This is a genomic window from Pseudomonas putida, from assembly GCF_050989985.1.
GTDB lineage: Bacteria > Pseudomonadota > Gammaproteobacteria > Pseudomonadales > Pseudomonadaceae > Aquipseudomonas > Aquipseudomonas putida_AI.
Genome location: NZ_CP158815.1, coordinates 1,236,058 through 1,257,403, shown reverse-complemented (window position 1 = coordinate 1,257,403; position 21,346 = coordinate 1,236,058). Strand labels below are relative to the sequence as shown.

General features: G+C 57.8%; 25 protein-coding genes and 1 tRNA gene. 5 read left to right on the top strand and 21 right to left on the bottom strand.

Annotated elements, in window-relative coordinates:
• Nucleotides 1-179 precede the first annotated feature (179 nt).
• From ABTV29_RS05980 to ABTV29_RS05965, 4 genes are all read left to right on the top strand, one after another.
• Complete coding sequence (locus tag ABTV29_RS05980) at nt 180-1,556, top strand: L-serine ammonia-lyase (RefSeq protein WP_433769248.1); 1,377 nt, start codon at nt 180-182, stop codon at nt 1,554-1,556.
• Nucleotides 1,557-1,598: 42 nt separating this feature from the next.
• Nucleotides 1,599-2,723 carry a glycine cleavage system aminomethyltransferase GcvT gene (gene gcvT / locus ABTV29_RS05975; RefSeq protein ID WP_433769247.1) on the top strand — a complete coding sequence of 375 codons (1,125 nt, stop codon included), beginning with the start codon at nt 1,599-1,601 and terminating at the stop codon, nt 2,721-2,723.
• A gap of 401 nt (nt 2,724-3,124) precedes the next feature.
• Nucleotides 3,125-3,337 carry a cold-shock protein gene (locus ABTV29_RS05970; RefSeq protein WP_007977299.1) on the top strand — a complete coding sequence of 71 codons (213 nt, stop codon included), beginning with the start codon at nt 3,125-3,127 and terminating at the stop codon, nt 3,335-3,337.
• A 94-nt stretch (nt 3,338-3,431) separates the two neighbouring features.
• Complete coding sequence (locus tag ABTV29_RS05965; protein ID WP_433769246.1) at nt 3,432-3,920, top strand: RDD family protein; 489 nt, start codon at nt 3,432-3,434, stop codon at nt 3,918-3,920.
• 135 nt (nt 3,921-4,055) lie between these two features.
• Here the strand turns inward: ABTV29_RS05965 and nadA are convergent, their stop codons facing one another.
• The 19 genes from nadA to ABTV29_RS05870 all read right to left on the bottom strand — a co-directional run bounded on the left by nadA (nt 4,056) and on the right by ABTV29_RS05870 (nt 19,199).
• Nucleotides 4,056-5,114, bottom strand: a complete 1,059-nt coding sequence (gene nadA / locus ABTV29_RS05960; RefSeq protein WP_433769245.1) for a quinolinate synthase NadA — start codon at nt 5,112-5,114, stop codon at nt 4,056-4,058.
• A gap of 272 nt (nt 5,115-5,386) precedes the next feature.
• Nucleotides 5,387-5,462, bottom strand: a tRNA-Lys gene (locus ABTV29_RS05955).
• A 63-nt stretch (nt 5,463-5,525) separates the two neighbouring features.
• Complete coding sequence (gene queC, locus ABTV29_RS05950; RefSeq protein WP_433769244.1) at nt 5,526-6,218, bottom strand: 7-cyano-7-deazaguanine synthase QueC; 693 nt, start codon at nt 6,216-6,218, stop codon at nt 5,526-5,528.
• 1 nt (nt 6,219) lies between these two features.
• Nucleotides 6,220-6,867 (bottom strand): 7-carboxy-7-deazaguanine synthase QueE, encoded by a 648-nt coding sequence (queE, locus tag ABTV29_RS05945; RefSeq protein WP_095193179.1) that lies wholly within the window; start codon nt 6,865-6,867, stop codon nt 6,220-6,222.
• 166 nt (nt 6,868-7,033) lie between these two features.
• Nucleotides 7,034-7,873: a tol-pal system protein YbgF gene (gene ybgF / locus ABTV29_RS05940; protein WP_433769243.1), complete on the bottom strand. Its 840-nt coding sequence runs from the start codon at nt 7,871-7,873 to the stop codon at nt 7,034-7,036.
• 6 nt (nt 7,874-7,879) lie between these two features.
• Nucleotides 7,880-8,377, bottom strand: coding sequence for a peptidoglycan-associated lipoprotein Pal (pal, locus tag ABTV29_RS05935; RefSeq protein ID WP_003178634.1), 498 nt, complete (start codon nt 8,375-8,377; stop codon nt 7,880-7,882).
• A 52-nt stretch (nt 8,378-8,429) separates the two neighbouring features.
• Nucleotides 8,430-9,710, bottom strand: a complete 1,281-nt coding sequence (gene tolB / locus ABTV29_RS05930; RefSeq protein WP_175388515.1) for a Tol-Pal system beta propeller repeat protein TolB — start codon at nt 9,708-9,710, stop codon at nt 8,430-8,432.
• Between the two features lie 17 nt (nt 9,711-9,727).
• Complete coding sequence (tolA, locus tag ABTV29_RS05925) at nt 9,728-10,807, bottom strand: cell envelope integrity protein TolA (RefSeq protein ID WP_433769242.1); 1,080 nt, start codon at nt 10,805-10,807, stop codon at nt 9,728-9,730.
• Entirely contained in the window at nt 10,807-11,259 is a 453-nt protein-coding gene (gene tolR / locus ABTV29_RS05920) for a protein TolR (RefSeq protein WP_170948638.1), read from the bottom strand. Before tolR ends, tolA begins: the two co-directional genes overlap by 1 nt.
• Nucleotides 11,260-11,282: 23 nt before the next feature.
• A complete protein-coding gene (tolQ, locus tag ABTV29_RS05915; RefSeq protein ID WP_095193175.1) occupies nt 11,283-11,978 on the bottom strand; it encodes a protein TolQ in 696 nt (231 codons plus the stop codon).
• Nucleotides 11,968-12,435 (bottom strand): tol-pal system-associated acyl-CoA thioesterase, encoded by a 468-nt coding sequence (gene ybgC / locus ABTV29_RS05910; RefSeq protein ID WP_110964615.1) that lies wholly within the window; start codon nt 12,433-12,435, stop codon nt 11,968-11,970. The genes tolQ and ybgC overlap by 11 nt, the downstream gene beginning before the upstream one ends.
• 126 nt (nt 12,436-12,561) lie before the next feature.
• Nucleotides 12,562-13,623 carry a Holliday junction branch migration DNA helicase RuvB gene (gene ruvB / locus ABTV29_RS05905; RefSeq protein WP_433769241.1) on the bottom strand — a complete coding sequence of 354 codons (1,062 nt, stop codon included), beginning with the start codon at nt 13,621-13,623 and terminating at the stop codon, nt 12,562-12,564.
• Complete coding sequence (gene ruvA, locus ABTV29_RS05900; RefSeq protein ID WP_433769240.1) at nt 13,624-14,232, bottom strand: Holliday junction branch migration protein RuvA; 609 nt, start codon at nt 14,230-14,232, stop codon at nt 13,624-13,626. It lies immediately after the preceding gene.
• Between the two features lie 111 nt (nt 14,233-14,343).
• Entirely contained in the window at nt 14,344-14,868 is a 525-nt protein-coding gene (gene ruvC, locus ABTV29_RS05895; protein WP_110964618.1) for a crossover junction endodeoxyribonuclease RuvC, read from the bottom strand.
• A gap of 137 nt (nt 14,869-15,005) precedes the next feature.
• Nucleotides 15,006-15,752 (bottom strand): YebC/PmpR family DNA-binding transcriptional regulator, encoded by a 747-nt coding sequence (locus ABTV29_RS05890; protein WP_433769239.1) that lies wholly within the window; start codon nt 15,750-15,752, stop codon nt 15,006-15,008.
• Between the two features lie 124 nt (nt 15,753-15,876).
• Nucleotides 15,877-17,652, bottom strand: coding sequence for an aspartate--tRNA ligase (gene aspS / locus ABTV29_RS05885; protein WP_433769238.1), 1,776 nt, complete (start codon nt 17,650-17,652; stop codon nt 15,877-15,879).
• Nucleotides 17,653-17,761: 109 nt separating this feature from the next.
• Nucleotides 17,762-17,983, bottom strand: a complete 222-nt coding sequence (locus ABTV29_RS05880; RefSeq protein WP_110964621.1) for an FmdB family zinc ribbon protein — start codon at nt 17,981-17,983, stop codon at nt 17,762-17,764.
• Nucleotides 17,984-18,105: 122 nt separating this feature from the next.
• Nucleotides 18,106-18,456, bottom strand: a complete 351-nt coding sequence (locus ABTV29_RS05875) for a ribbon-helix-helix domain-containing protein (RefSeq protein ID WP_433769237.1) — start codon at nt 18,454-18,456, stop codon at nt 18,106-18,108.
• Nucleotides 18,457-18,728: 272 nt separating this feature from the next.
• Nucleotides 18,729-19,199 carry a Dps family protein gene (locus tag ABTV29_RS05870; RefSeq protein ID WP_433769236.1) on the bottom strand — a complete coding sequence of 157 codons (471 nt, stop codon included), beginning with the start codon at nt 19,197-19,199 and terminating at the stop codon, nt 18,729-18,731.
• Nucleotides 19,200-19,507: 308 nt separating this feature from the next.
• Here ABTV29_RS05870 and ABTV29_RS05865 point away from each other — a divergent pair, with 308 nt between their 5' ends.
• On the top strand, nt 19,508-20,110 hold the full coding sequence (locus ABTV29_RS05865; RefSeq protein ID WP_110964624.1) for a cold-shock protein: 603 nt from the start codon (nt 19,508-19,510) through the stop codon (nt 20,108-20,110).
• Between the two features lie 73 nt (nt 20,111-20,183).
• Here ABTV29_RS05865 and ABTV29_RS05860 read toward each other — a convergent pair whose 3' ends face one another.
• Together ABTV29_RS05860 and ABTV29_RS05855 are read right to left on the bottom strand one after the other, a co-directional pair.
• On the bottom strand, nt 20,184-20,390 hold the full coding sequence (locus ABTV29_RS05860; protein ID WP_433769235.1) for a SlyX family protein: 207 nt from the start codon (nt 20,388-20,390) through the stop codon (nt 20,184-20,186).
• Nucleotides 20,391-20,393: 3 nt separating this feature from the next.
• Nucleotides 20,394-20,819, bottom strand: a complete 426-nt coding sequence (locus ABTV29_RS05855; RefSeq protein WP_433771761.1) for an HIT domain-containing protein — start codon at nt 20,817-20,819, stop codon at nt 20,394-20,396.
• Between the last annotated feature and the right edge of the window lie 527 nt (nt 20,820-21,346).

Here is a 21,346-nt window from a genome sequence, read left to right as displayed (position 1 = left end):
ACTGGTCCCACCACACCGCAATACCTCTGTAGGAGCGAGCCTGCTCGCGATGACGGACTGACATTCAACATCAATGTCGACTGACAGACCGCTATCGCGAGCAGGCTCACTCCCACAGGGGGCTTGGCTCCAGCCTCATTTTTCCGCCAATTCCTATAACAAGAAACCGGAGAACAACCATGTCGCTTAGCGTGTTCGACCTGTTCAAGATTGGCATCGGCCCCTCCAGCTCCCACACCGTCGGCCCGATGCGCGCGGCCGCGCGTTTCGTCGAAGGCTTGCGCCGTGAAGGGCTGCTGGCGGCAACCACCAGCGTCAAAGTCGAGCTCTACGGCTCGCTTGGCGCCACCGGCAAGGGTCACGGCAGCGACAAGGCCGTGCTGCTCGGCCTGGAAGGCGAACACCCGGATACCGTGGACACTGAAACCGTCGCCGCCCGTCTGCAAGAGATCCGCGGCAACGGACGCTTGAACCTGCTCGGCGAACACAGCATCGCGTTCAACGAGAAAGAACACCTGGCGATGATTCGCAAGCCGTTGGCCTATCACCCCAACGGCATGATTTTTCGCGCCTTCGATGCCGCGGGCCTGCAGATCCGCAGTCGCGAGTATTACTCGGTTGGCGGCGGCTTTGTCGTCGATGAAGACGCCGCCGGCGCCGACCGCATCGTCGAAGACGCCACCCCGCTGACCTTCCCTTTCAAAAACGCCAAGGAACTGCTCGGCCACTGCACCACCTACGGCCTGTCCATCAGCCAGGTGATGCTGACCAACGAAAGCGCCTGGCGCCCCGAAGCGGAAACCCGCGCCGGCCTGCTGAAAATCTGGCAGGTCATGCAGGATTGCGTCGCCGCCGGTTGCCGCAACGAAGGCATCCTGCCCGGCGGCTTGAAGGTCAAACGCCGGGCAACCGCGCTGTACCAGCAATTGTGCAAGAACCCCGAATCGTCCCTGCGCGATCCGCTGTCGGTACTGGACTGGGTCAATCTGTACGCCCTGGCGGTCAACGAAGAAAACGCCAACGGCGGGCGCGTCGTAACCGCACCGACCAATGGCGCGGCCGGCATCATCCCGGCGGTGCTGCATTACTACATGCGCTTTATTCCCACGGCGAATGAGGACGGGGTGGTGCGCTTTCTGCTGACCGCCGCGGCCATCGGCATTCTGTACAAGGAAAACGCCTCGATCTCCGGCGCCGAAGTCGGCTGCCAGGGCGAGGTCGGCGTTGCCTGTTCCATGGCGGCCGGCGCGCTGTGCGAGGTGCTTGGCGGCACCGTGCAGCAAGTGGAAAACGCTGCGGAAATCGGCATGGAACACAACCTGGGCCTGACCTGCGATCCGATTGGAGGGCTGGTGCAGGTCCCTTGCATCGAGCGCAACGCCATGGGCTCGGTCAAGGCCATCAATGCGGTGCGCATGGCCATGCGTGGCGACGGACACCACTTCGTCTCCCTCGACAAGGTCATCCGCACCATGCGCCAGACCGGCGCCGACATGAAAAGCAAATACAAGGAAACCGCCCGTGGCGGTTTGGCGGTCAACATTATCGAGTGCTGATGTGCGCTCACCTGCATCTGCACCCTTTTCCAGGAGCTGAATATGTCCACCGAACAACTGTTGAAAACTCCATTGCACGCCCTGCACATCGAACTGGGCGCACGTATGGTGCCCTTCGCCGGCTACGACATGCCCGTGCAATACCCGCTGGGCGTGATGAAAGAACACCAGCACAGTCGCGACCAGGCCGGCTTGTTCGATGTTTCGCACATGGGCCAGATTCGCCTGACCGGCGCCAACGCCGCCAAGGCCCTGGAAACCCTGGTACCTGTGGACATCATTGATCTGCCGGTCGGCATGCAGCGCTACGCCATGTTCACCAACGAAACCGGCGGCATCCTCGACGACCTGATGGTCGCCAACCTCGGTAACGACGAACTGTTCCTGGTGGTCAACGCCGCCTGCAAGGATCAGGACCTGGCGCATCTGCGCAAGTACATCGGCGAGCAGTGCAAGATCGAGCCACTGTTCGAAGAACGCGCCCTGTTGGCCCTGCAGGGTCCGGCAGCCGTCACTGTACTGGCGCGACTGGCACCAGAAGTGGCAAAGATGACCTTCATGCAGTTCGCCCGCGTATCGCTGCTGGGCGTGAATTGCTTTGTCAGCCGCTCGGGCTACACAGGTGAAGACGGTTTCGAAATCTCCGTACCGGCGGCCAACGCCGAAGCCCTCGCCCGCGCACTGCTGGCTGAGCCGGAAGTGGAAGCCATTGGCCTGGGCGCTCGCGACTCCCTGCGCCTGGAAGCTGGCCTGTGTCTGTACGGCCACGACATGAACACCGATACCACCCCGATCGAAGCCAGCCTGCTGTGGGCCATCTCCAAGCCGCGTCGTGCCGATGGCGCGCGTGCCGGTGGTTTCCCGGGCGCCGAAAGCGTATTTGCCCAGCAACAAAGCGGGGTCAGCCGCAAACGTGTCGGCCTGCTGCCGCAGGAACGCACTCCAGTGCGTGAAGGTGCAGAGATCGTCAACGAAGCTGGCGAGATCATTGGCAGCGTCTGCAGCGGCGGTTTCGGCCCGACCCTGGGTGCGCCGCTGGCGATGGGTTACGTCAATAGCGCCTATACCGCTCTCGATACCCAGGTATGGGCGATTGTTCGTGGGAAAAAGGTTCCTTTGCTTGTAAGCAAAATGCCATTTGTTCCTCAACGCTACTATCGCGGCTGATTGACTGTTCCTATAAGTAACGCGGTTGCGTTAACAGTGCACTAATGTGTAACGCAACCGCCATAAAATAGTGCATCAGTTTTACGACAGCTTCGATTATGAACTTTGCTTATAACGATCGAAAACAATTGAACAGGCACAAAGAATAAGAACCGGTAATTCCCCGGAAACTGCCAGCAAGCTGAGGAAATCCGGGGCTTCGCAGGGGCTTGTTTTTTCTCCCATAGTTGGCGTAGAGTTTGTTCACTGTGTTTGCATGGGTCGCTTGGAATCGTGACCTGGGCAGTAGCCTCAAGTTAGCTACATCCCGTTCGACGTCTTCTTACTCTCCTGCAACCAGCCCCAGTACTCTGTCACAAGATAGAGACTGTCATTAATTTTAGCGTCAAAGGAAATAAGAAATGTCCCAACGTCAGAGCGGTACCGTCAAGTGGTTTAACGACGAGAAAGGTTTTGGTTTTATCACTCCAGAAAGCGGTCCGGATCTGTTCGTGCATTTCCGCGCTATTCAGGGCAACGGCTTCAAGAGCCTGAAAGAAGGCCAAAAAGTGACTTTCATCGCCGTGCAAGGCCAGAAAGGCATGCAGGCTGACGAAGTACAAGCAGAAGCCTAATCTTCTGTAACGAAAAAGCCCCTGATGCTGACATCAGGGGCTTTTTTGTGCGCGTAAATCCGTAAAATGGCTTCTTTTTTCGCCGAGAGCCAACATGTCGAAACACCTGCTTAACCCTCAGGGCGAATTTCCTGCCGTTGGCCTGGGTCGTCGCCTGGCGGCAATATTCTATGACTTCCTGCTGTGCACCGCCCTCCTGATCGTCACCAGCGGCGCCTACAAGATGATCCAGATGGCGATCATCGGCGAAGAAAAAATGCGGGCACTCACGGAAGCCGGCGCGCTTGATGGCGACCCGCTGCTTTCGACAGTTCTGCTCTTCGTCCTGTTTGGCTTCTTCGCCAAGTTCTGGACGCATTCCGGTCAGACCCTGGGCATGCAAGTCTGGTGCATTCGCGTACAAAACGCCGATGGCTCATCCATCAGCCTGTGGCAGGCACTGCTGCGCTTCGTGGTGTCGATCGCGTCCTGGCTGTGCGTTGGCCTGGGGTTCATCTGGTCCCTGTTCGACAAGCAGAAACGCAGCTGGCACGACATGTATTCCAATACCCAGCTGGTGCGGATCCCGAAGAAGACCAAGTAATAGCTACAAGCACAAACCAATGTGGGAGCGAGCCGGCTCGCGAAAGCGGTGTATCAGCAACATTAATGTCAGCTGACACTCCCTCTTCGCGAGCAGGCTCGCTCCCACAGTTTTTTGCGTTGCGACTGAACGGTATTAAGCGTTCCCGGCCAGCTTCATCCGCGCCGCCTGGGTGAAATCCAGCATCCGCTTGAGTGGCCGAATGGCCTGAGGAACCAGCGCCGGATCGACAAAGATCTCATTCGCCCCCTCTTTCAAGCTCTTGAGCGTGCGCTCAAGGGTGTTCATCGCCATCCATGGGCAATGTGCACAACTGCGGCATGCCGCGCCATTACCGGCAGTAGGCGCCTCGATAAACACCTTGTCCGGGCACAGCTGCTGCATCTTGTAGAAGATGCCACGGTCGGTCGCAACGATCAGGGTCTTGTTCGGCAATGTCTGCGCTGCCGCGATCAACTGACTGGTGGAACCGACGGCATCCGCCAGCTCGATCACCGAGGTCGGCGACTCCGGATGCACAAGGATCGCCGCATCGGGATACAGCGCCTTCATGTCTTCGAGCTGCTTGGACTTGAACTCTTCGTGAACGATGCAGGCACCGTCCCACAGCAACATGTCGGCACCGGTCTGGCGCTGAATGTAAGTGCCCAAATGCTTGTCAGGACCCCAGATGATGGTTTCGCCGTTATCCATCAGGCTTTCGACGATTTCCAGTGCGCAGCTCGAGGTCACCACCCAGTCAGCCCGGGCTTTCACCGCCGCCGAAGTGTTGGCATAAACCACCACCGTGCGCTCGGGATGCTGATCGCAGAACGCGGAAAACTCATCGACCGGGCAGCCCAGGTCCAGTGAGCACGTCGCCTCGAGCGTCGGCATCAGAATACGTTTTTCAGGGTTGAGGATCTTGGCCGTCTCCCCCATGAACTTGACCCCGGCTACCACCACGGTCTTGGCCGGGTGAGCATTGCCGAAACGGGCCATCTCCAGAGAGTCGGAGACGCAGCCGCCGGTCTCTTCGGCCAGGGCTTGAATGATCGGATCGCAATAGAAGTGAGCAACCAGCACCGCATCCTGAGCCTTGAGCTCGGCAGCGATGGCGGCACGGTAATAGGCCTCCTCGTCGGCCGTCAGCGGCTTGGGCTGCTTGGCGTCGAGGTGGGCTTGAACCAGAAGGCGTTCGGAAATCTGCGTCATGTTCGCAAGACCTGCAGGCGCATTCGCGCGAAAGTCGAGTATACACCCGGCTCCGGACCCATCAGGGTACCGCCGGGAAAGTGAGTATTCATCAGGCACGGACAGCGTTGAAGCTGCGCAAGGCTACAGAATATCCGGTGGATGCAAAAGATGATTCTGACCTGCGTCGCGCAGAGCAGTCCCGGAACCGGGCAACGTTAAATCGCGGGCAAAAAAAAATCCGGAAATCCTCACTTGCGTGGGCCTTCCAGACTTTTAAAACAGCTTGAAAATGGTGGGTCGTGTGGGATTCGAACCTACGACCAATTGGTTAAAAGCCAACTGCTCTACCAACTGAGCTAACGACCCGCTGTGTGGTGGCGCGTATAATACTGATTTTTAAGGACTATTCAACACCTATTTTAAAATAATTCAAAAATAAGGTGTTGGGTCGCTGATTCCGGCCGCCGCGAAGCCTTCCGCACGCAAACGGCAGCTGTCGCATTTACCGCATGCACGGCCATCATCATCGGCTTGATAGCAGGAAACGGTCAGGCCGTAGTTCACGCCAAGCTTCACGCCAGCCTGCACGATCTGCGCCTTGCTGAGGTTTTGCAGCGGTGCCTGGATACGGAAACCATTGCCTTCCACGCCGGCCTTGGTCGCCAGATTCGCCATACGTTCGAAAGACTCGATGAACTCGGGACGGCAATCCGGGTAACCGGAGTAATCCACCGCATTGACACCAATGAAGATGTCTCGCGCGCCGAGCACTTCCGCCCAGCCCAGTGCCAGGGACAAGAACACCGTGTTACGCGCCGGGACGTAAGTGACAGGAATACCCTCCCCCGGTGTTTCCGGCACATCGATGCTGCTGTCAGTCAGTGCCGAGCCGCCCATGCCATTCAGGTTGAGACCGATCACCTTGTGCTCGACCACACCCAGATCCCGGGCAACACGTTCGGCGGCATACAGCTCAGCGTGGGAGCGCTGACCATAGTCGAAACTCATGGTGTAGCAGCTGTAGCCTTGGGCGCGGGCCATGGCCACGACAGTGGCCGAATCCAGGCCGCCGGACAGCAGGATGACCGCACGTTTTTCCGCAGTGTTCAGTTGTTCCGTCATTTCAGCGCCCCGGCTCGTCATTCCAAAGATATTTATGCAGCTGCAATTGCAGACGCACTGGCAGATTGTCCGCCACCACCCAGTCAGCCAGGTCCCGAGCATTGAGATCGTGATGGCTTGGCGAAAACAGGACTTCACCGGCACGCTGGTCCAGACCGTACTGGATCAGCTTGGACACGGACCAGTCATAGTCTTCCCGCGAGCAGATGACGAATTTCACCTGATCATTGGGCGTGAGCAGTTCAATGTTTTCGTAACGGTTGCGATGGGCTTCCTTCGAACCCGGAGTCTTCAGGTCGACGACACGACTGACCCGAGGATCCACGGCGGAAATATCGATAGAGCCACTGGTTTCCAGTGACACTTCGTACCCGGCATCACACAACCGCTTGAGCAATGGAATGGCGTTGGGCTGCGCCAGGGGCTCGCCGCCCGTGACACAGACATAACGCGGACGGAACCCAGCCACTTGCTCAAGGATATCGTCGAGCGTGCGAATGGTGCCGCCAGTGAAGGCGTAGGCGCTGTCGCAGTATTGACAACGCAACGGGCAACCGGTCAGGCGCACAAAAACCGTGGGCAAGCCGGCAGTCCGAGTTTCACCCTGCAAGGAGTAGAAAACTTCGGTGATTCTCAATGTGTCTTGCATAGTCGCCACGGGCGTAACAGCTAAACAGGCTGTCCGCCTCCGTCAGGCACTTCAAGGAACCCCGGCAATGCGTAGATCCCAAAAAGCGTGTTTCAGAAAAAGGGGGTGAATTCTAACGAAAAAACCCGCGACAAGCGCGGGTTTCTTCAAAACGGGTCAAGCAGGCTTACATTTTCTGCAGATCGCGCTGGGCCAGCTGAGCGGCGGATGTCCCCGGATATTGGGAAACCACCTGCTGCAGAATGCCTTTGACCCGGTCGGTATGACCGAGGCGGCGCTCTACATCAGCAAGCTTGTACAGCGAATCAGGCACTTTGGCGTGCTTGGGATACAGCTGCGAAACCTTGGCAAATGCTTGACCTGCACCTTGCAGATCGCCTTTGGCCAGGTTCACTTCGCCCAACCAGTACTGCGCATTGCCCGCGTACTGGCTGTTTGGGTACTTGCGCAGGAAAGCGGCAAAAGCCTGACTGGCCTTGTCGAAATCCTTGGCCTTGATCAGGTCGAAGGCTGCATCGTAGTAGAGCTTTTCCTTCGCCGGGTCTGCCGGTTCGCTGCCTGCCGATGGTGCCTGAGCGGCTGCCGCCCCCGCGGCTGCGCCTGCACCTGCTGCAGCACCGGGGGCATTCAAATCGCCGCCGGTAGAAGAATTCTCTGGAGTCGCGGCTGGTGCAACGCCGGATCCTATGCGCCGATCAAGATCCTGGTATCGCTCCAGGTTTTCCTGCTTCATGCGCGCTACATCATTTTGCAGAACTTCGATCACGCCTTGTTGGCGTTCGATCTGTTCCTGCATTTGCTGGAGCTGGTTGAACAGCTGGCCCTGTGCCGAGACAGGGGCCGAAACCCCTCCCCCGGCATAGGCGCCGTTCGTACCGTAACCCGCAGGCGGATAACTGCTCCCGCTATTGCCGGAATCATTATCAACCACAGGAACCGCAGCCCACGCCGAAAGAGACGCGAGGCTGAGAGCCAGAACAGTTACAGCACGACGGCACGTTCGCATGACGAATTACTTACGCAGTTCGACGCGACGGTTTTGAGCCCAGGACTGCTCGTCGTTGCCGGTAGCAACTGGACGCTCTTCGCCGTAGGAAACCAGTTCCAGCTGAGCTGGGGAAACACCTTGCAGTACCAGGTAGCGTTGAACGGCTTTCGCACGACGCTCGCCCAGTGCCATGTTGTACTCACGAGTACCACGTTCGTCGGTGTTGCCTTCCAGAACAACGCGAGCGCCGTTTGCTTTCAGGTCTTTGGCGTGAACGTCCAGAGCGCGCATGGCTTCTGGCTTCAGGTCCGAGCTGTCGTATTCGAAGTAGAAAGTGGTGATAGCGCGCAGAGCAGCTTCTTCGCTCAGGGAGCCGTCAACTGCACCAGTGTTTGCGCCGTAACCAGCGTTTGGATCTACCGCGCCTTCACCGGCATTGTCGCCGCCTTTGGACGAGCAACCTACAGCTACAGCCATGGCCAGAGCCAGCGCAGCAAATTTACCAAACTTCAGCATTTCCATCGTGAAACTCCTAATGAACCCCAGTGTGTTAAGTAAAACGTAAAGCGCCGCGTCAGTTCAGGTAAGGGGACCAGGAAGGTTCTCTGACTTCGCCTTGTGCGGTAGGAAGCGGGAGCCTTACGCGTCCATTGATGGACACGAGCATCAAGACTCCCCGGCCCTGCTGGCGGGTGGCGTAGATTACCATGGTGCCGTTGGGCGCAACAGTGGGCGACTCGTCCAGAGTGCTATCAGTGAGGATTTTTACGCTACCGCGCTGCAAATCCTGAGCCGCCACTTTGAAATTGGTGAATCCGTCCTGACGGTGAATCATTACCAGGGTCTTTTCGTCCGCCGACAGTTTAGGGTTGGCGTTGTAGTTACCGACGAAAGTTACACGTTCTGCACCACCGCCACCCACGCTGGTTTTATAGATCTGTGGCTTGCCGCCACGGTCGGAGGTGAAGTAGATGGTCGAACCATCCTTGCCCCAGAACGGTTCGGTGTTGATGCCAGGACCATTGGTAACGCGGGTGATCTGACGCGAGCCCAGGTTCATCACGTAGATGTCCGGGTTACCGTCTTTCGACAGTACGAACGCCAGGCGATTGCCATCAGGCGACCAGGCTGGTGCGCCGTTCAGGCCTTCGAAGTTGGTGATCTGCTCGCGGCGACCGGTGTCGATGTTCTGCATGAACACACGAGGACGCTTCTGCTCAAACGACACGTAGGCAATACGCTTGCCATCCGGTGCGAAACGCGGCGACAGGATTGGCTCGCGCGACTGCAGCAAGGTCACGGCACGGGCACCGTCATAGTCCGAGCGTTGCAGCGTGTAGCGAGTGTTCTTCTCGGAGAAGCGCTCGGCTGTCACGTACAGCAGGCGGGTCGAAAACGCACCTTTGATGCCGGTCAGTTTTTCGAACGACTGGTCGGAGATGTAGTGCGCCATGTCACGCAGCTGATCGACACCACCCGACACGCTGCCGGTCAGCACTTGCTGTTCGGTCGCGACGTTGAACAGTGCGTATTGAACCTGCAGGCGACCGCCCGCCGGAACAATGCTGCCAACCATGATGTACTGGGCACCCAGTGCCTTGAAGTCACGGAAGATGATTTCGCTGGCCTGGCTTGGCTGGCTGATCATGTTCTGCTTCGGAATCGGCGAGTAGTAACCCGAGTTGCGCAGGTCGTTACCGATGATTTCCGCCATGTCGTCCGGCAGCACGCTGCCACCCTGGAAGCCGAATGGCACGACCGCGATCGGGGTCGCCCGATCACTGCCGCTGGTGACCAGGATGTTTTTCTCATCTGCCATCGCGATCCCTGCCATGCAGCAGATCACGACCAGCATTCCTCGAAGGAGGTTTCTCACGGGGATAGATCCTCAGGTGTAAATGTCATCTTGAACGAACGATACGGAGCGAAATCGCTCGGCTTCATTCCCTGCATTTCTGTCAAACGTCCAATATTCTTCACCGCCGCTACAGCCGAAGCGTCGAACGGACCGTCGCCACTGGACTTGGCCACGCTGACCGAAGTCACCGTACCGTCAGGTAACATGCCGATTTGCAACACGACCGTCATGCCTTTGCGAGCCGAAGGTGGACGGGCCCAGCCCTCTGCTGCACGCACTCGGATCAGGTCATCGAAACTGCCGGCGACTTCGTCACCCTGTTCATCGGCCAAGGCCTGCTGCCGCTGTGGCGTGTCGGAAAGCAAATCTGCCAGGGCCTGGGCCTTTTTGTCTTCGGCGGACTTTTTCGCCGCGTCCTGCGATTTCTTCTTCGCAGCATCGGCAGCAGCTTTCTTCTTCGCTTCTTCGGCGACTTTCTTCTTCGCCTCTTCAGCTTCAGCTTTCTTCTTGGCGTCTTCCGCGGCTTTCTTCTTCGCGTCTTCGACGATCTTTTTCTTCGCTTCTTCAGCGGCCGCTTTCTTGGCCTCTTCTTCAGCAGCCTTCTTGGCTTCTTCTTCCGCTTTCTTCTTGGCTATATCAGCCAATTGTTTCTCTTCTGCCTTCTTGGCTTCGGCGGCTTTCTTCGCGTCGTCGGCTTTCTTGGCCTCATCAGCCTTTTTCGCCTCTTCCGCCTTCTTCGCCTCGTCGGCCTTCTTGGCTTCCTCGGCCTTTTGAGCCGCTTCTTCTTTCTTTTGTTCCGCAGCCTTCACCGCTTCCTGCTCGACCTTTTTCTGTTCCAGCTGTTCTTCTTCGGTCTGGCGCGCAGCGGATTTCTTCGCCTCACCCGCAATCTTCTGATTGGTCTGGGTGGTTGCCTGACTTTTCGATTTCAGTTGGTACAGGGTCGCCTGGACAATAGGCTTGGCCGGTGGCAGCTCCGGTGTGAAGGCGAAACTGACGAACAACATGCCGAACACCAGCACGTGCAAGCCAATCGCCCAGACACTAGGCCAGAAGTAGCTTTCCGAGGCGGACGGCTCTCGCTGTTGCTGCATCAGGGCGCCTCGGTAATCAAGCCAACATTACCGACCCCGGCTTTCTGCAGCCCGCCCATGGCGCCCATGACAGCGCCATAGTCGACGCTCTTGTCGCCGCGAATGAAGACCTGGGTACGCTTGCCACCTTCGTTGCCGACGCGAATGATCTTGGTCACTGCGTCTGTCATCTGCGGCAGGGTCATTGCGCGATCCTGCTGCTTTTCGGTGTCGACTTCGCTGCCAAGGTTCCAGTAGTAGGTCTTGTCAGCCTTGATCGAAATGGTCAGGACCTGGGTGTTGTTGTCCTGCGGCAAGGCTTCGCTGGAAACCTTGGGCAGATCAACTTTCACGCCCTGATTGAGCATCGGCGCGGTCACCATGAAGATGACCAGCAGCACCAACATCACGTCGATGTAAGGCACCACGTTCATCTCGGCGACCGGCTTGCGCTTGTGTCGAGCTCGAGCGATTAAAGCCATTGGAAATTACCTGCTTATTCTTCGCTGGTGTGCACTTTGCGGTGCAGGATCGCCTGGAATTCATCGGCGAAGGTGTAGTAGCGGCTCAGCAGGGTTTCGCTGCGAGCAGAGAAGCGGTTGTAGGCAATTACCGCCGGAATGGCGGCGAACAGGCCGATCGCGGTGGCGATCAGGGCTTCGGCAATACCTGGGGCTACAGTAGCCAGGGTTGCTTGCTGGGCAGTTGCCAGACCACGGAAGGAGTTCATGATGCCCCAGACGGTTCCGAACAGACCGATGTACGGGCTGACGGAGCCAACGGTGGCCAGGAAAGGCAGGCTCTGTTCGAGCTTTTCTTCTTCGCGGGAAATCGCTACGCGCATGGCACGGGCCACGCCTTCCATGACCGCTTCCGGGTCAACGCCTGGCTGCTGGCGCAGACGGGAGAATTCCTTGAAGCCGGCGCGGAAGATCTGCTCGACACCGGAATCCGGGTCCGGGTTGCTGCCCGCCTGACGATAGAGTTTGGACAGGTCGATACCCGACCAGAAGCGCTCCTCGAAGCTCTCCAGGGCGCGTCGACCGGCGCGCAGCAGGTTGCTGCGCTGAAAGATCATGATCCATGAGGTCACCGATGCGGCTACCAGGGTCAGCATTACCAGTTGCACCACGATACTGGCATTGCTGACCAGGCTCCACATGGAGGAATGGTCGACGACGTTAGCTTCCACGCTTTATCTCCTGCGTTGAGTGTGTACCCGCGCCGCTCACGTCGGCAAAGGCCGCTCGTAGAGCTTCGGGAATGGCCCGGGGTTTCAAGCTGTTGGTGCGCACACAGGCCACCAGAAACTGCCCTTCGCAGAGCAGTACGTTATCCGTAGCCCGCCTGACCTGTTGTTTGAAGCGCAGGCTGGCACGGTTCAATTCGATTACTTCAGCGCTTACCAGCAATTCGTCATCCAGTCGCGCCGGCGCGTGGTAGCGCGCTTCGCTGGAATGCACGACGAACAACAGGTCCTCCCCTGCCAGCTGCGATTGGGCAAAGCCCAGATCGCGTAGCCGCTCGGTTCGAGCCCGTTCCATAAACTTGAGGTAATTAACGTAATACACGATGCCGCCCGCATCGGTGTCCTCGTAATAAACGCGACAACGATGTGCGAAAGGCTCAAGCCCGTTTTGCGCGCGCATACTCTAGTGCTTACTCCTCGGGTTGCCAATCCGGCAGGCAACTGTTTTTCAATGTTCTGCGGCTTTCTCGAGAAAGTACGGTGCTAGGACAGCACAATGCCCGAAAATTCAGCTCGCAAAAGTTAATTAATCGTCCACTGCACCGAGAAACTCGTCTACCACGGGCATTTCACCCAATCGTGACGGAATGTTTAAACCGAAGTGCAGGTAAGCATGCCGTGTCACCACCCGTCCCCGCGGGGTACGCATGATGTAGCCCTGCTGAATCAGATAGGGTTCCAGTACATCTTCAATGGTGTGACGCTCTTCACTGATGGCCGCGGCGAGGCTGTCCACGCCAACCGGCCCGCCATCGAACTTCTCGATCATGGTCAGCAACAGACGCCGATCCTGATGATCGAAGCCACGCTCGTCGACATCGAGCAGGTTCAAGGCCATATCGGCAACCGCCTTGGTGATGTGGCCCTTGGCACGAACTTCGGCGAAGTCCCGTACCCGGCGCAGCAAACGGTTGGCGATCCGCGGAGTGCCACGGGCGCGGCGGGCGATTTCAAATGCGCCTTCCGGGTCCAGCGGCAAGCCAAGGATGCCCGCCGAACGACTGACAATGGTTGCAAGATCGGCGTTGCTGTAGAACTCCAGGCGCTGAACGATCCCGAAACGGTCGCGCAACGGATTGGTCAACATCCCCGCCCGCGTGGTCGCGCCAACCAGCGTGAATGGCGGCAAGTCGAGCTTGATCGAACGCGCAGCCGGACCCTCGCCAATCATGATGTCGAGCTGGAAATCTTCCATTGCCGGATACAGCACTTCTTCGACAATCGGCGACAGGCGATGGATTTCATCGATGAACAGCACGTCATGAGGTTCGAGATTGGTCAGCAAGGCCGCCAGATCCCCCGGACGCTCAAGGACCGGCCCCGAAGTGCTTTTGATCGAGACACCCATTTCCTGGGCAATGATGTTGGCCAGGGTGGTTTTACCCAGGCCCGGAGGACCAAAGATCAGCGTGTGATCCAGGGACTCATTGCGCCCTCGAGCCGCCTGGATGAACAACTCCATCTGCTCGCGAACGGTCGGCTGGCCAATGTATTCGGCCAGGCTGACAGGGCGAATCGCCCGGTCCTGCACTTCCTCGCGCTCACGGGGGCTACCTGTGGCGGCGATCAGACGATCAGCTTCAATCACTTAGATCATTCCCTTCAGGGCACGACGAATCATGTCTTCGCTGCTCAAACCTTTCTCCTTGATCGCGGAAATCGCCTTGCTGGCTTCCTGCGGCTTGTAGCCCAGGGAAATCAGCGCGCTGACCGCGTCGTTTTCCGCCGTGTTGACCGGCACAGGCCCGTCCGGCTGGTTCGGCACCAGGGCAAACATGGCCGGCACCGTTTCCCAGGCCTTGAAGCGGTCCTTCAGCTCGACCAACAGGCGCTCGGCGGTTTTCTTACCCACACCCGGCACCTTGGTCAACGACGAAGTGTCCTGGGACTGCACGCAGCGCACCAGCTCGTCGACTTCCAGACTCGACATCAACGCCAGGGCCAGTTTCGGCCCTACACCATTAAGACGGATCAACTCGCGAAAAAAGTCTCGCTCGCGCTTGCCGACGAAGCCATAGAGTAACTGCGCGTCTTCGCGTACGACCAAATGGGTGTGCAGCGTCAGCGGCTCACCGACCGACGGCAAGCGATAAAGTGTGGTCATGGGCACTTCAAGCTCATACCCCAAACCGTTTACATCCAGAATCAGGTGCGGCGGCTGTTTCTCAGCCAGTGTGCCGCGCAAGCGTCCAATCACGTTACAGATCCTTGAGCGTTGGCCAGCATGATGCCGGCGACTGACAGAGCGAGGGTCTTGCGCCAGCCCGGGCGCAAATCCCTGATTCCATGAAATTGACTGCCGATGCTATCAGAGACGCAAGCGCCCGCCACGACTGCGTGCCGCACCCAAACCATGAGGCAACAGGCTGGAGCGGGTGTGAGCGTGGCAAATGGCGATGGCCAGGGCGTCGGAGGCGTCGATCTGCGGCTTGCTGGTCAGTTTCAGCATGTGCATGACCATCATCTGCACCTGCTCCTTGTTGGCGGCGCCGGTGCCAACCACTGCCTGCTTGACCTGGGTCGCGGTGTACTCGGCAATCTCCAGGCTTTCTTCCGCGCCAGCGACGATGGCGGCACCACGAGCCTGCCCCAGTTTCAGCGCCGAGTCGGCGTTACGCGCCATGAACACCTTTTCGATGCCCATGGTCACAGGCTTGTAGGTCTGGATGATCTCCCGCACCCCGCGGTAGACGATCTGCAAGCGCTCATGCAGCTCGCCAGCGCCGGTGCGGATGCAACCGGAGGCCACGTACTCGCAGCCACGACCGGTATCACGCACCACGCCATAACCAGTGATACGTGAACCGGGGTCGATACCAAGAATTAAAGTCATAACGCCTGCAGAAATAACCGCGGTGGCCTGAGGATAACCGCGATCCTTGAATTAAAAACGCTGAAAATCAAAAGATCGCAGCCTTCGGTAGCTCCCACAGGAAGAAAACCGAACACTGCGATCTTTTTACCGAATCATCAGCCGAGTTGCGCGGCGACCGACTCCGGGATATCCGCATTGGAGTAGACGTTCTGCACGTCATCGAGGTCTTCGAGCATGTCGATCAGCTTGAGGACCTTCTCGGCGCCTTCCAGATCCAGCTCGGCACTGGTGGTCGGCAGCATGACGATTTCCGCATCATCGCCCTTGAACCCCGCCGCTTCCAGCGCGTTACGCACCGAATAGAATCCGGCGAACGAGGTGAACACATCAACCGAGCCATCTTGGTTGGTCACCACGTCATCGGCATCAGCGTCCATCGCCGCTTCCATCAGCGCATCTTCATCCACGCCGGCCGCAAAGGAAATCTGCCCCTTGCGCTCGAACAGGTACGCGACCGAACCATCGGTACCCAGATTGCCACCGCATTTACTGAACGCATGACGCACCGCCGCGGCAGTACGGTTGCGGTTATCGGTCATGCACTCGACCATTACCGCCACACCGCCAGGACCGTAACCTTCGTAGGTGAGTTCTACCACGTCGTCAGTATCGGCAGCGCCGGTGCCACGAGCGATGGCGCGATCGATGATGTCGCGGCTCATGTTCGCCCCCAGCGCCTTGTCCAGGGCCAGGCGCAGACGTGGGTTGGAACCTGGATCGCCACCACCCTGACGAGCTGCGACGGTCAGCTCACGAATCCACTTGGTGAAGATCTTGCCTCTCTTGGCATCCTGACGTTCTTTGCGGTGCTTGATGTTCGCCCACTTGGAATGACCTGCCATAACTCGCTCCGAATTCACTTTGGAACATTGCCCGCTACGCCTTGAGGCGCCAGCCGGCAAACAAAAATATCGACCATACCCATAAAGAAAAGGCGCATCCGAAGATGCGCCCTTCAGATCAGCCTTACTCGGCTTTAGGCGTTTCGCGCAAACGAATATGCAGTTCGCGCAGGGCCTTGGCATCTACCTGACCCGGTGCCTGAGTCATGACGTCTGCCGCGCTCTGGGTTTTCGGGAAGGCGATCACTTCACGGATCGACTGGGCGCCGGTCATCAGCATCACCAGACGGTCCAGACCGAATGCCAGGCCACCGTGCGGCGGCGCGCCGTATTTCAGGGCGTCGAGCAGGAAGCCGAACTTCTCTTCCTGTTCCGCTTCGTTGATGCCCAACAGGCGGAACACAGTCTGCTGCATCTCTTTACGGTGGATACGGATCGAACCACCACCCAGCTCGGTACCGTTCAGGACCATGTCGTAGGCACGGGACAGTGCGATAGCCGGGTTGGCTTCCAACTCTTCCGGGGTGCACTTCGGCGCGGTGAACGGATGGTGCAGCGCGGTGAAGCTGCCGTCGTCGTTCTCTTCGAACATCGGGAAGTCGACGACCCACATCGGTGCCCACTCGCAGGTCAGCAGGTTCAGGTCGTGACCGACCTTGATCCGCAGCGCGCCTAGGGCTTCGCTGACGATCTTGAACTTGTCTGCACCGAAGAACACGATGTCGCCATCGACTGCACCGACGCGATCAAGGATCACGTTTAGGGCGGCTTCAGGGATGTTCTTGACGATTGGCGACTGCAGGCCTTCGACGCCTTTGGCGCGCTCGTTGACCTTGATGTAGGCCAGGCCCTTGGCACCGTAGATGCCGACGAACTTGGTGTAGTCGTCGATCTTGCTGCGCGGCATGCTCGCCCCGCCCGGTACGCGCAGTGCGGTCACACGGCATTTCGGATCGTTGGCCGGGCCGCTGAAGACCTTGAATTCAACGTCCTTGAGTTGGTCGGCAACGTCTACCAGTTCCAGCGGGTTACGCAGGTCCGGCTTGTCGGAACCGTAGCGGCGCATGGCTTCTTCGAAGGTCATGTGCGGGAAATCGCCGAATTCCAGACCCAGCACTTCCTTGAACAGGTTGCGGATCATGCCCTCGGTCAGGCCCATGATGTCTTTTTCATCGAGGAAGCTGGTCTCGATGTCGATCTGGGTGAATTCCGGCTGACGGTCCGCACGCAGGTCTTCGTCGCGGAAGCACTTTGCGATCTGATAGTAACGATCGAAGCCAGCCACCATCAGCAGTTGCTTGAACAGCTGTGGCGATTGCGGCAGGGCGAAGAAAGAACCGGCGTGGGTGCGGCTAGGTACCAGGTAGTCGCGAGCACCTTCCGGAGTAGCACGGGTCAGGATCGGCGTTTCGACGTCGAGGAAGCCGTTCTCGTCCAGGTAGCGACGAATACTGGTGGTCATGCGCGAACGCAGGCGCAGCTTCTCGGCCATTTCCGGGCGACGCAGATCCAGGAAGCGATAGCGCAGGCGGGTTTCTTCACCCACGTCGGAGAACTCGTTCAGCGGGAACGGCGGGGTTTCCGCTTCGTTCAGCACTTCCAGCTCATAGCCCAGCACTTCGATCATGCCCGACGCCATGTTCGGATTCGTGGCACCGGCCGGACGCAGGCGAACCTTGCCGGTGATCTTCACGACGTACTCGCTGCGCACGCGGTCGGCAGCGGCGAAGGTTTCAGCGCGATCCGGGTCGAATACCACCTGAGCCAGACCGTCACGATCACGGATATCGAGGAAAATCACCCCACCGTGGTCACGGCGACGGTGAACCCATCCGCAAAGGGTAATTTCCTGGCCGTCCAGGCTTTCGTTCAGTTGGCCGCAATAATGGCTGCGCATCATGGTCGTGGTTTCACTTCTCGTAATTCGAAATTCGGTTGGAGACCTTGCACATATCGGCTGACCGATGAGGCAAGCGCTCACGTGTGTGATTCAGTTCAGAGCATGAACCCTAGTCAGCTTTGTCACCGCCGGCCAGATTCTTCTTCGAACCGGTCTTGAAATCGGTCTCGTACCAGCCATTGCCGCTGAGGCGAAACCCCGGCATGGACAGCATCTTCTTGAGCTCTGGTGCCTGGCACGCAGGGCAGTCGACCAGCGGCGGCGCGCTGATCTTTTGAATGGCTTCCAACTGATGACCACAGGAAGCACATTGGTAATCGTACATCGGCATGGGGTTGTCTCGGCGATCAGATTGCTACCGCGCACGCTGGGTATTGCGGCAAAGAGCGGGATTATATCCATTAAATGCAGCCTGTGCAGCCGTAAGACTGCACAGATCGACATGCTGCAATTTCATTGCCGAGACTGAACCTTGGCAGCGCATTCCGCTTCTTTAAGGCTGTGTACAACACAAATCACCCGCACCAGCCCACTGAAGTTCTTTACGCCGCCATGACGTAAATGGACCTCACGATCCAGGTGAGACAGCAACGCACTGACGGAACAGCAATTGACTTTGGCTATTGCACTCAAGATATCCCAGTACACCTGCTCAAGCCGCAAACAGGTCGCGAAGCCATTGAGTCGCACCGACCGGGACAAAGGCTGAGCCAGCCCCATATCGAACTCGCTGACAAATGGATCGATCCTGATTCCCTTGAGCGGACCACCTCTCCTGTCACCTCTCCTGTTTTCATGAACCATACCGTTGACACTCCTTTGCCATCTCGGGTTTCCATAGAGCCTGTGTGCCCATGGAACCGCGAGGACAAAGTTATATCCAGACGACTTTTTGCCCTTCTCTGTAGGAGAAGCCAATAACCTGAGGCAGAACATGGAGCGCGTCCTACGCCTTGTCTTTTCCTGGTCTGACAGGCGAAAAGTCCCTCAACAGGCAGTTATTTTTCGACAGGATGAGCGCTCGATGCAGCGAAGGAACGCGCGAACGACCCCAAAGGTACATTCGCGCGAAAGTGTTACTGATCCAGCAAGGCGCGGAGCATCCAGGCGGTTTTTTCGTGAACCTGCATGCGCTGGGTCAGCAGGTCAGCCGTGGGTTCGTCGCTGACCTTGTCAAGCAACGGAAAAATCCCACGGGCCGTACGCGTTACCGCCTCCTGCCCCGCGACCAGTTGCCTGATCATGTCTTCGGCGGCCGGTACGCCCTCTTCCTCTTTAATAGAGGACAGTCGAGCATAAATCGAGTAGGCACCGGGAGCGGGAAATCCGAGGGCGCGGATGCGCTCGGCAATCAAATCGACCGCAAGTGCCAGTTCGTTGTATTGCTCTTCAAACATCAAGTGCAACGTGCGAAACATGGGCCCGGTAACGTTCCAATGGAAGTTATGGGTCTTCAAATAAAGTACGTAAGTGTCCGACAGCAGCCGCGAAAGACCATCGACGATGGACTTGCGGTCCTCTTCACTGATACCGATATCGATTGCCATGCTTTTCCCCTAAAGGTGATGAATTTCATCCGACAGGTGCAGGACCACTCTAGCAAGCCTGTCGCGGCACCACAGCCCTGGACGTTACCCCACCCTGCGACAAATCCCCCCGATGCACCGCCGGACTCCTTGATTTGAGTAGCCACAAGCTTTGCTGTTAAATAGATGCCGTGTCGCTGGCGCCCTTATTTTCCGGGCGCTGCGCATAGGCTGATATCGGATGCGTGCTCAACGTCTCTTATTGTTCCGAAGCGAACCGTGTCCTTTCAGCTCTTCCTTGTGATCCGTCTTAACGTGAGTCAATAAAAATGTTGAAAATAGTCCACCTGCTATTGGGCACAGCAGCCTTGCTGCTGTCCTTCATCCCTAGCCTGCGTACCGAAGCTGTACCTTACCTGCAACAACCCGATGCGCTTTACCTGGCCCTGTTCGGCCTGCTCAACCTCATCCTCGCTCCAGTCATCCCGAACTGGAACAAGGGTCCGCGTCATCACCTGCAAAACCTCGTCAGCGCTCTGCTGATGCTGGCCGTTGTACTGCAAACCCTTACGCTCATCGCGCCAATGCCTGTCATTGCCGGCCAGCCAACGGTACTGTTCAGCCTGATCGCCGCTTTCATCGCCGTCGTTTTGCATCTGGCCATCAGCTTCTACAAATCGTCACCGGCCGCAGCTCCAACCAGCTACGACATGAGCAACCGCGATACCGGCACCGTCAAGTGGTTCAACACCTCCAAGGGTTTCGGCTTTATCTCCCGTGACTCCGGCGACGATATTTTCGTGCACTTCCGGGCTATTCGCGGCGAAGGTCACCGCGTCCTGGTCGAAGGCCAGCGTGTAGAGTTCTCCGTCATGAATCGTGACAAGGGCCTGCAAGCCGAAGATGTGATCGCCGCCCTGCCGCGACGCTGATTCGAAGCCCCAAAAAAAACCGCGAACAGTGCAACTGTTCGCGGTTTTTTGTGCCTGGCTTTTTACTTGCCATTCAGTAATGCGGAGGCGGAGCTTCTTCTTCAAAAGTCTCGAATTGACCAGCCATTTCCTCCTGACGCTTGAGCAATGCCGCCATTTGCGCCTGCAGGCGTTCAACGATCCGCTGCTGCGCCGCCAGCACATCATTCAAGGCCTGGATGGTGTCATCCTGAAACGCCAACTGGCTTTCCAGATCGGTAACGCGATCTTCCAGGCTCATGGTTCAATCCTCCAGAAACGTGAAATCTTCAGGCAACACGCCCCGAAGCTGCTCGCGTATCGCGGCGACCTGCCCGGCACTGTACGGGATAGCCGGATGCTTGCCCCAGACCGGAGCCGGCCACGCTGCATCCTCTCGCTTGCGCACGATGACATGCATATGCAGCTGACTGACCACGTTACCCAGGGCCCCGACATTCATCTTGTCCGCATCGAACGCCGTCTTTAGCAACTCTGCCAGCGCGGTTGTCTCCTGCCACAGCAACTGCTGATCGGCGACACCCAACTGAAATATCTCGCTGATATCGTCGCGACGAGGTACCAGGATGAACCACGGATAGTTGGAGTCGTTGGACAACAGCAGCCGACACAGCGGGAAATCACCGATCGGCAAGGTGTCTTGTTGAAGTCGTGAATCTAAAGCGAACACTGTGCGCACTCCCGCCGGGTCATCATTTTTCAGCTTAGCGCCCATCCAGAGGGATCGCGCACCAAGCGACAGGACGGCAGCATACCTGTGAACGCCGCCGTCTTCACGACGAACCATGGTTCTCACTCACTCGCAAAACCAAAGGTGTCGAAATTCGCCCCGAGATGTGACACCTACCGCTAAAACGCACCATTGCAGAACCAGGACAGGCCGAAAAAGCGCCGGAATGACTGCAAAACGGAAAATCGTTCAGTTTCCTGAAGTGGCCGAACTGTGTGAATTGAGTACAGCAATTAAAATTTTTTGCACCAAAACCGCACAGTGCGTCTACGCTGACTGCTTCGAGCATCCGCCAATTACTCACTGGCGGGGTGAACCGGTAACATTTTTGGTTGTCACGGGGCGGTAACAGGATGTTCAACACCATGAAAAGAATGGCGTCAACCCCCAGAAGCTGTGCGATGAAGCCCCCGGTTTTATGGGGGTTTTACCGTATCAGTCAGACTTTTTGAAAAAATTATCAGTAA

Coding starts and splice junctions, on each gene's coding strand:
- ABTV29_RS05980 (WP_433769248.1), top strand. CDS start 180: ATGTCGCTTAGCGTGTTCGACCTGTTCAAGATTGGCATCGGCCCCTCC.
- gcvT (WP_433769247.1), top strand. CDS start 1,599: ATGTCCACCGAACAACTGTTGAAAACTCCATTGCACGCCCTGCACATC.
- ABTV29_RS05970 (WP_007977299.1), top strand. CDS start 3,125: ATGTCCCAACGTCAGAGCGGTACCGTCAAGTGGTTTAACGACGAGAAA.
- ABTV29_RS05965 (WP_433769246.1), top strand. CDS start 3,432: ATGTCGAAACACCTGCTTAACCCTCAGGGCGAATTTCCTGCCGTTGGC.
- nadA (WP_433769245.1), bottom strand. CDS start 5,114: ATGACGCAGATTTCCGAACGCCTTCTGGTTCAAGCCCACCTCGACGCC.
- queC (WP_433769244.1), bottom strand. CDS start 6,218: ATGACGGAACAACTGAACACTGCGGAAAAACGTGCGGTCATCCTGCTG.
- queE (WP_095193179.1), bottom strand. CDS start 6,867: ATGCAAGACACATTGAGAATCACCGAAGTTTTCTACTCCTTGCAGGGT.
- ybgF (WP_433769243.1), bottom strand. CDS start 7,873: ATGCGAACGTGCCGTCGTGCTGTAACTGTTCTGGCTCTCAGCCTCGCG.
- pal (WP_003178634.1), bottom strand. CDS start 8,377: ATGGAAATGCTGAAGTTTGGTAAATTTGCTGCGCTGGCTCTGGCCATG.
- tolB (WP_175388515.1), bottom strand. CDS start 9,710: ATGCTGGTCGTGATCTGCTGCATGGCAGGGATCGCGATGGCAGATGAG.
- tolA (WP_433769242.1), bottom strand. CDS start 10,807: ATGCAGCAACAGCGAGAGCCGTCCGCCTCGGAAAGCTACTTCTGGCCT.
- ybgC (WP_110964615.1), bottom strand. CDS start 12,435: ATGCGCGCGCAAAACGGGCTTGAGCCTTTCGCACATCGTTGTCGCGTT.
- ruvC (WP_110964618.1), bottom strand. CDS start 14,868: ATGACTTTAATTCTTGGTATCGACCCCGGTTCACGTATCACTGGTTAT.
- ABTV29_RS05890 (WP_433769239.1), bottom strand. CDS start 15,752: ATGGCAGGTCATTCCAAGTGGGCGAACATCAAGCACCGCAAAGAACGT.
- aspS (WP_433769238.1), bottom strand. CDS start 17,652: ATGATGCGCAGCCATTATTGCGGCCAACTGAACGAAAGCCTGGACGGC.
- ABTV29_RS05880 (WP_110964621.1), bottom strand. CDS start 17,983: ATGCCGATGTACGATTACCAATGTGCTTCCTGTGGTCATCAGTTGGAA.
- ABTV29_RS05875 (WP_433769237.1), bottom strand. CDS start 18,456: ATGGTTCATGAAAACAGGAGAGGTGACAGGAGAGGTGGTCCGCTCAAG.
- ABTV29_RS05870 (WP_433769236.1), bottom strand. CDS start 19,199: ATGGCAATCGATATCGGTATCAGTGAAGAGGACCGCAAGTCCATCGTC.
- ABTV29_RS05865 (WP_110964624.1), top strand. CDS start 19,508: ATGTTGAAAATAGTCCACCTGCTATTGGGCACAGCAGCCTTGCTGCTG.
- ABTV29_RS05860 (WP_433769235.1), bottom strand. CDS start 20,390: ATGAGCCTGGAAGATCGCGTTACCGATCTGGAAAGCCAGTTGGCGTTT.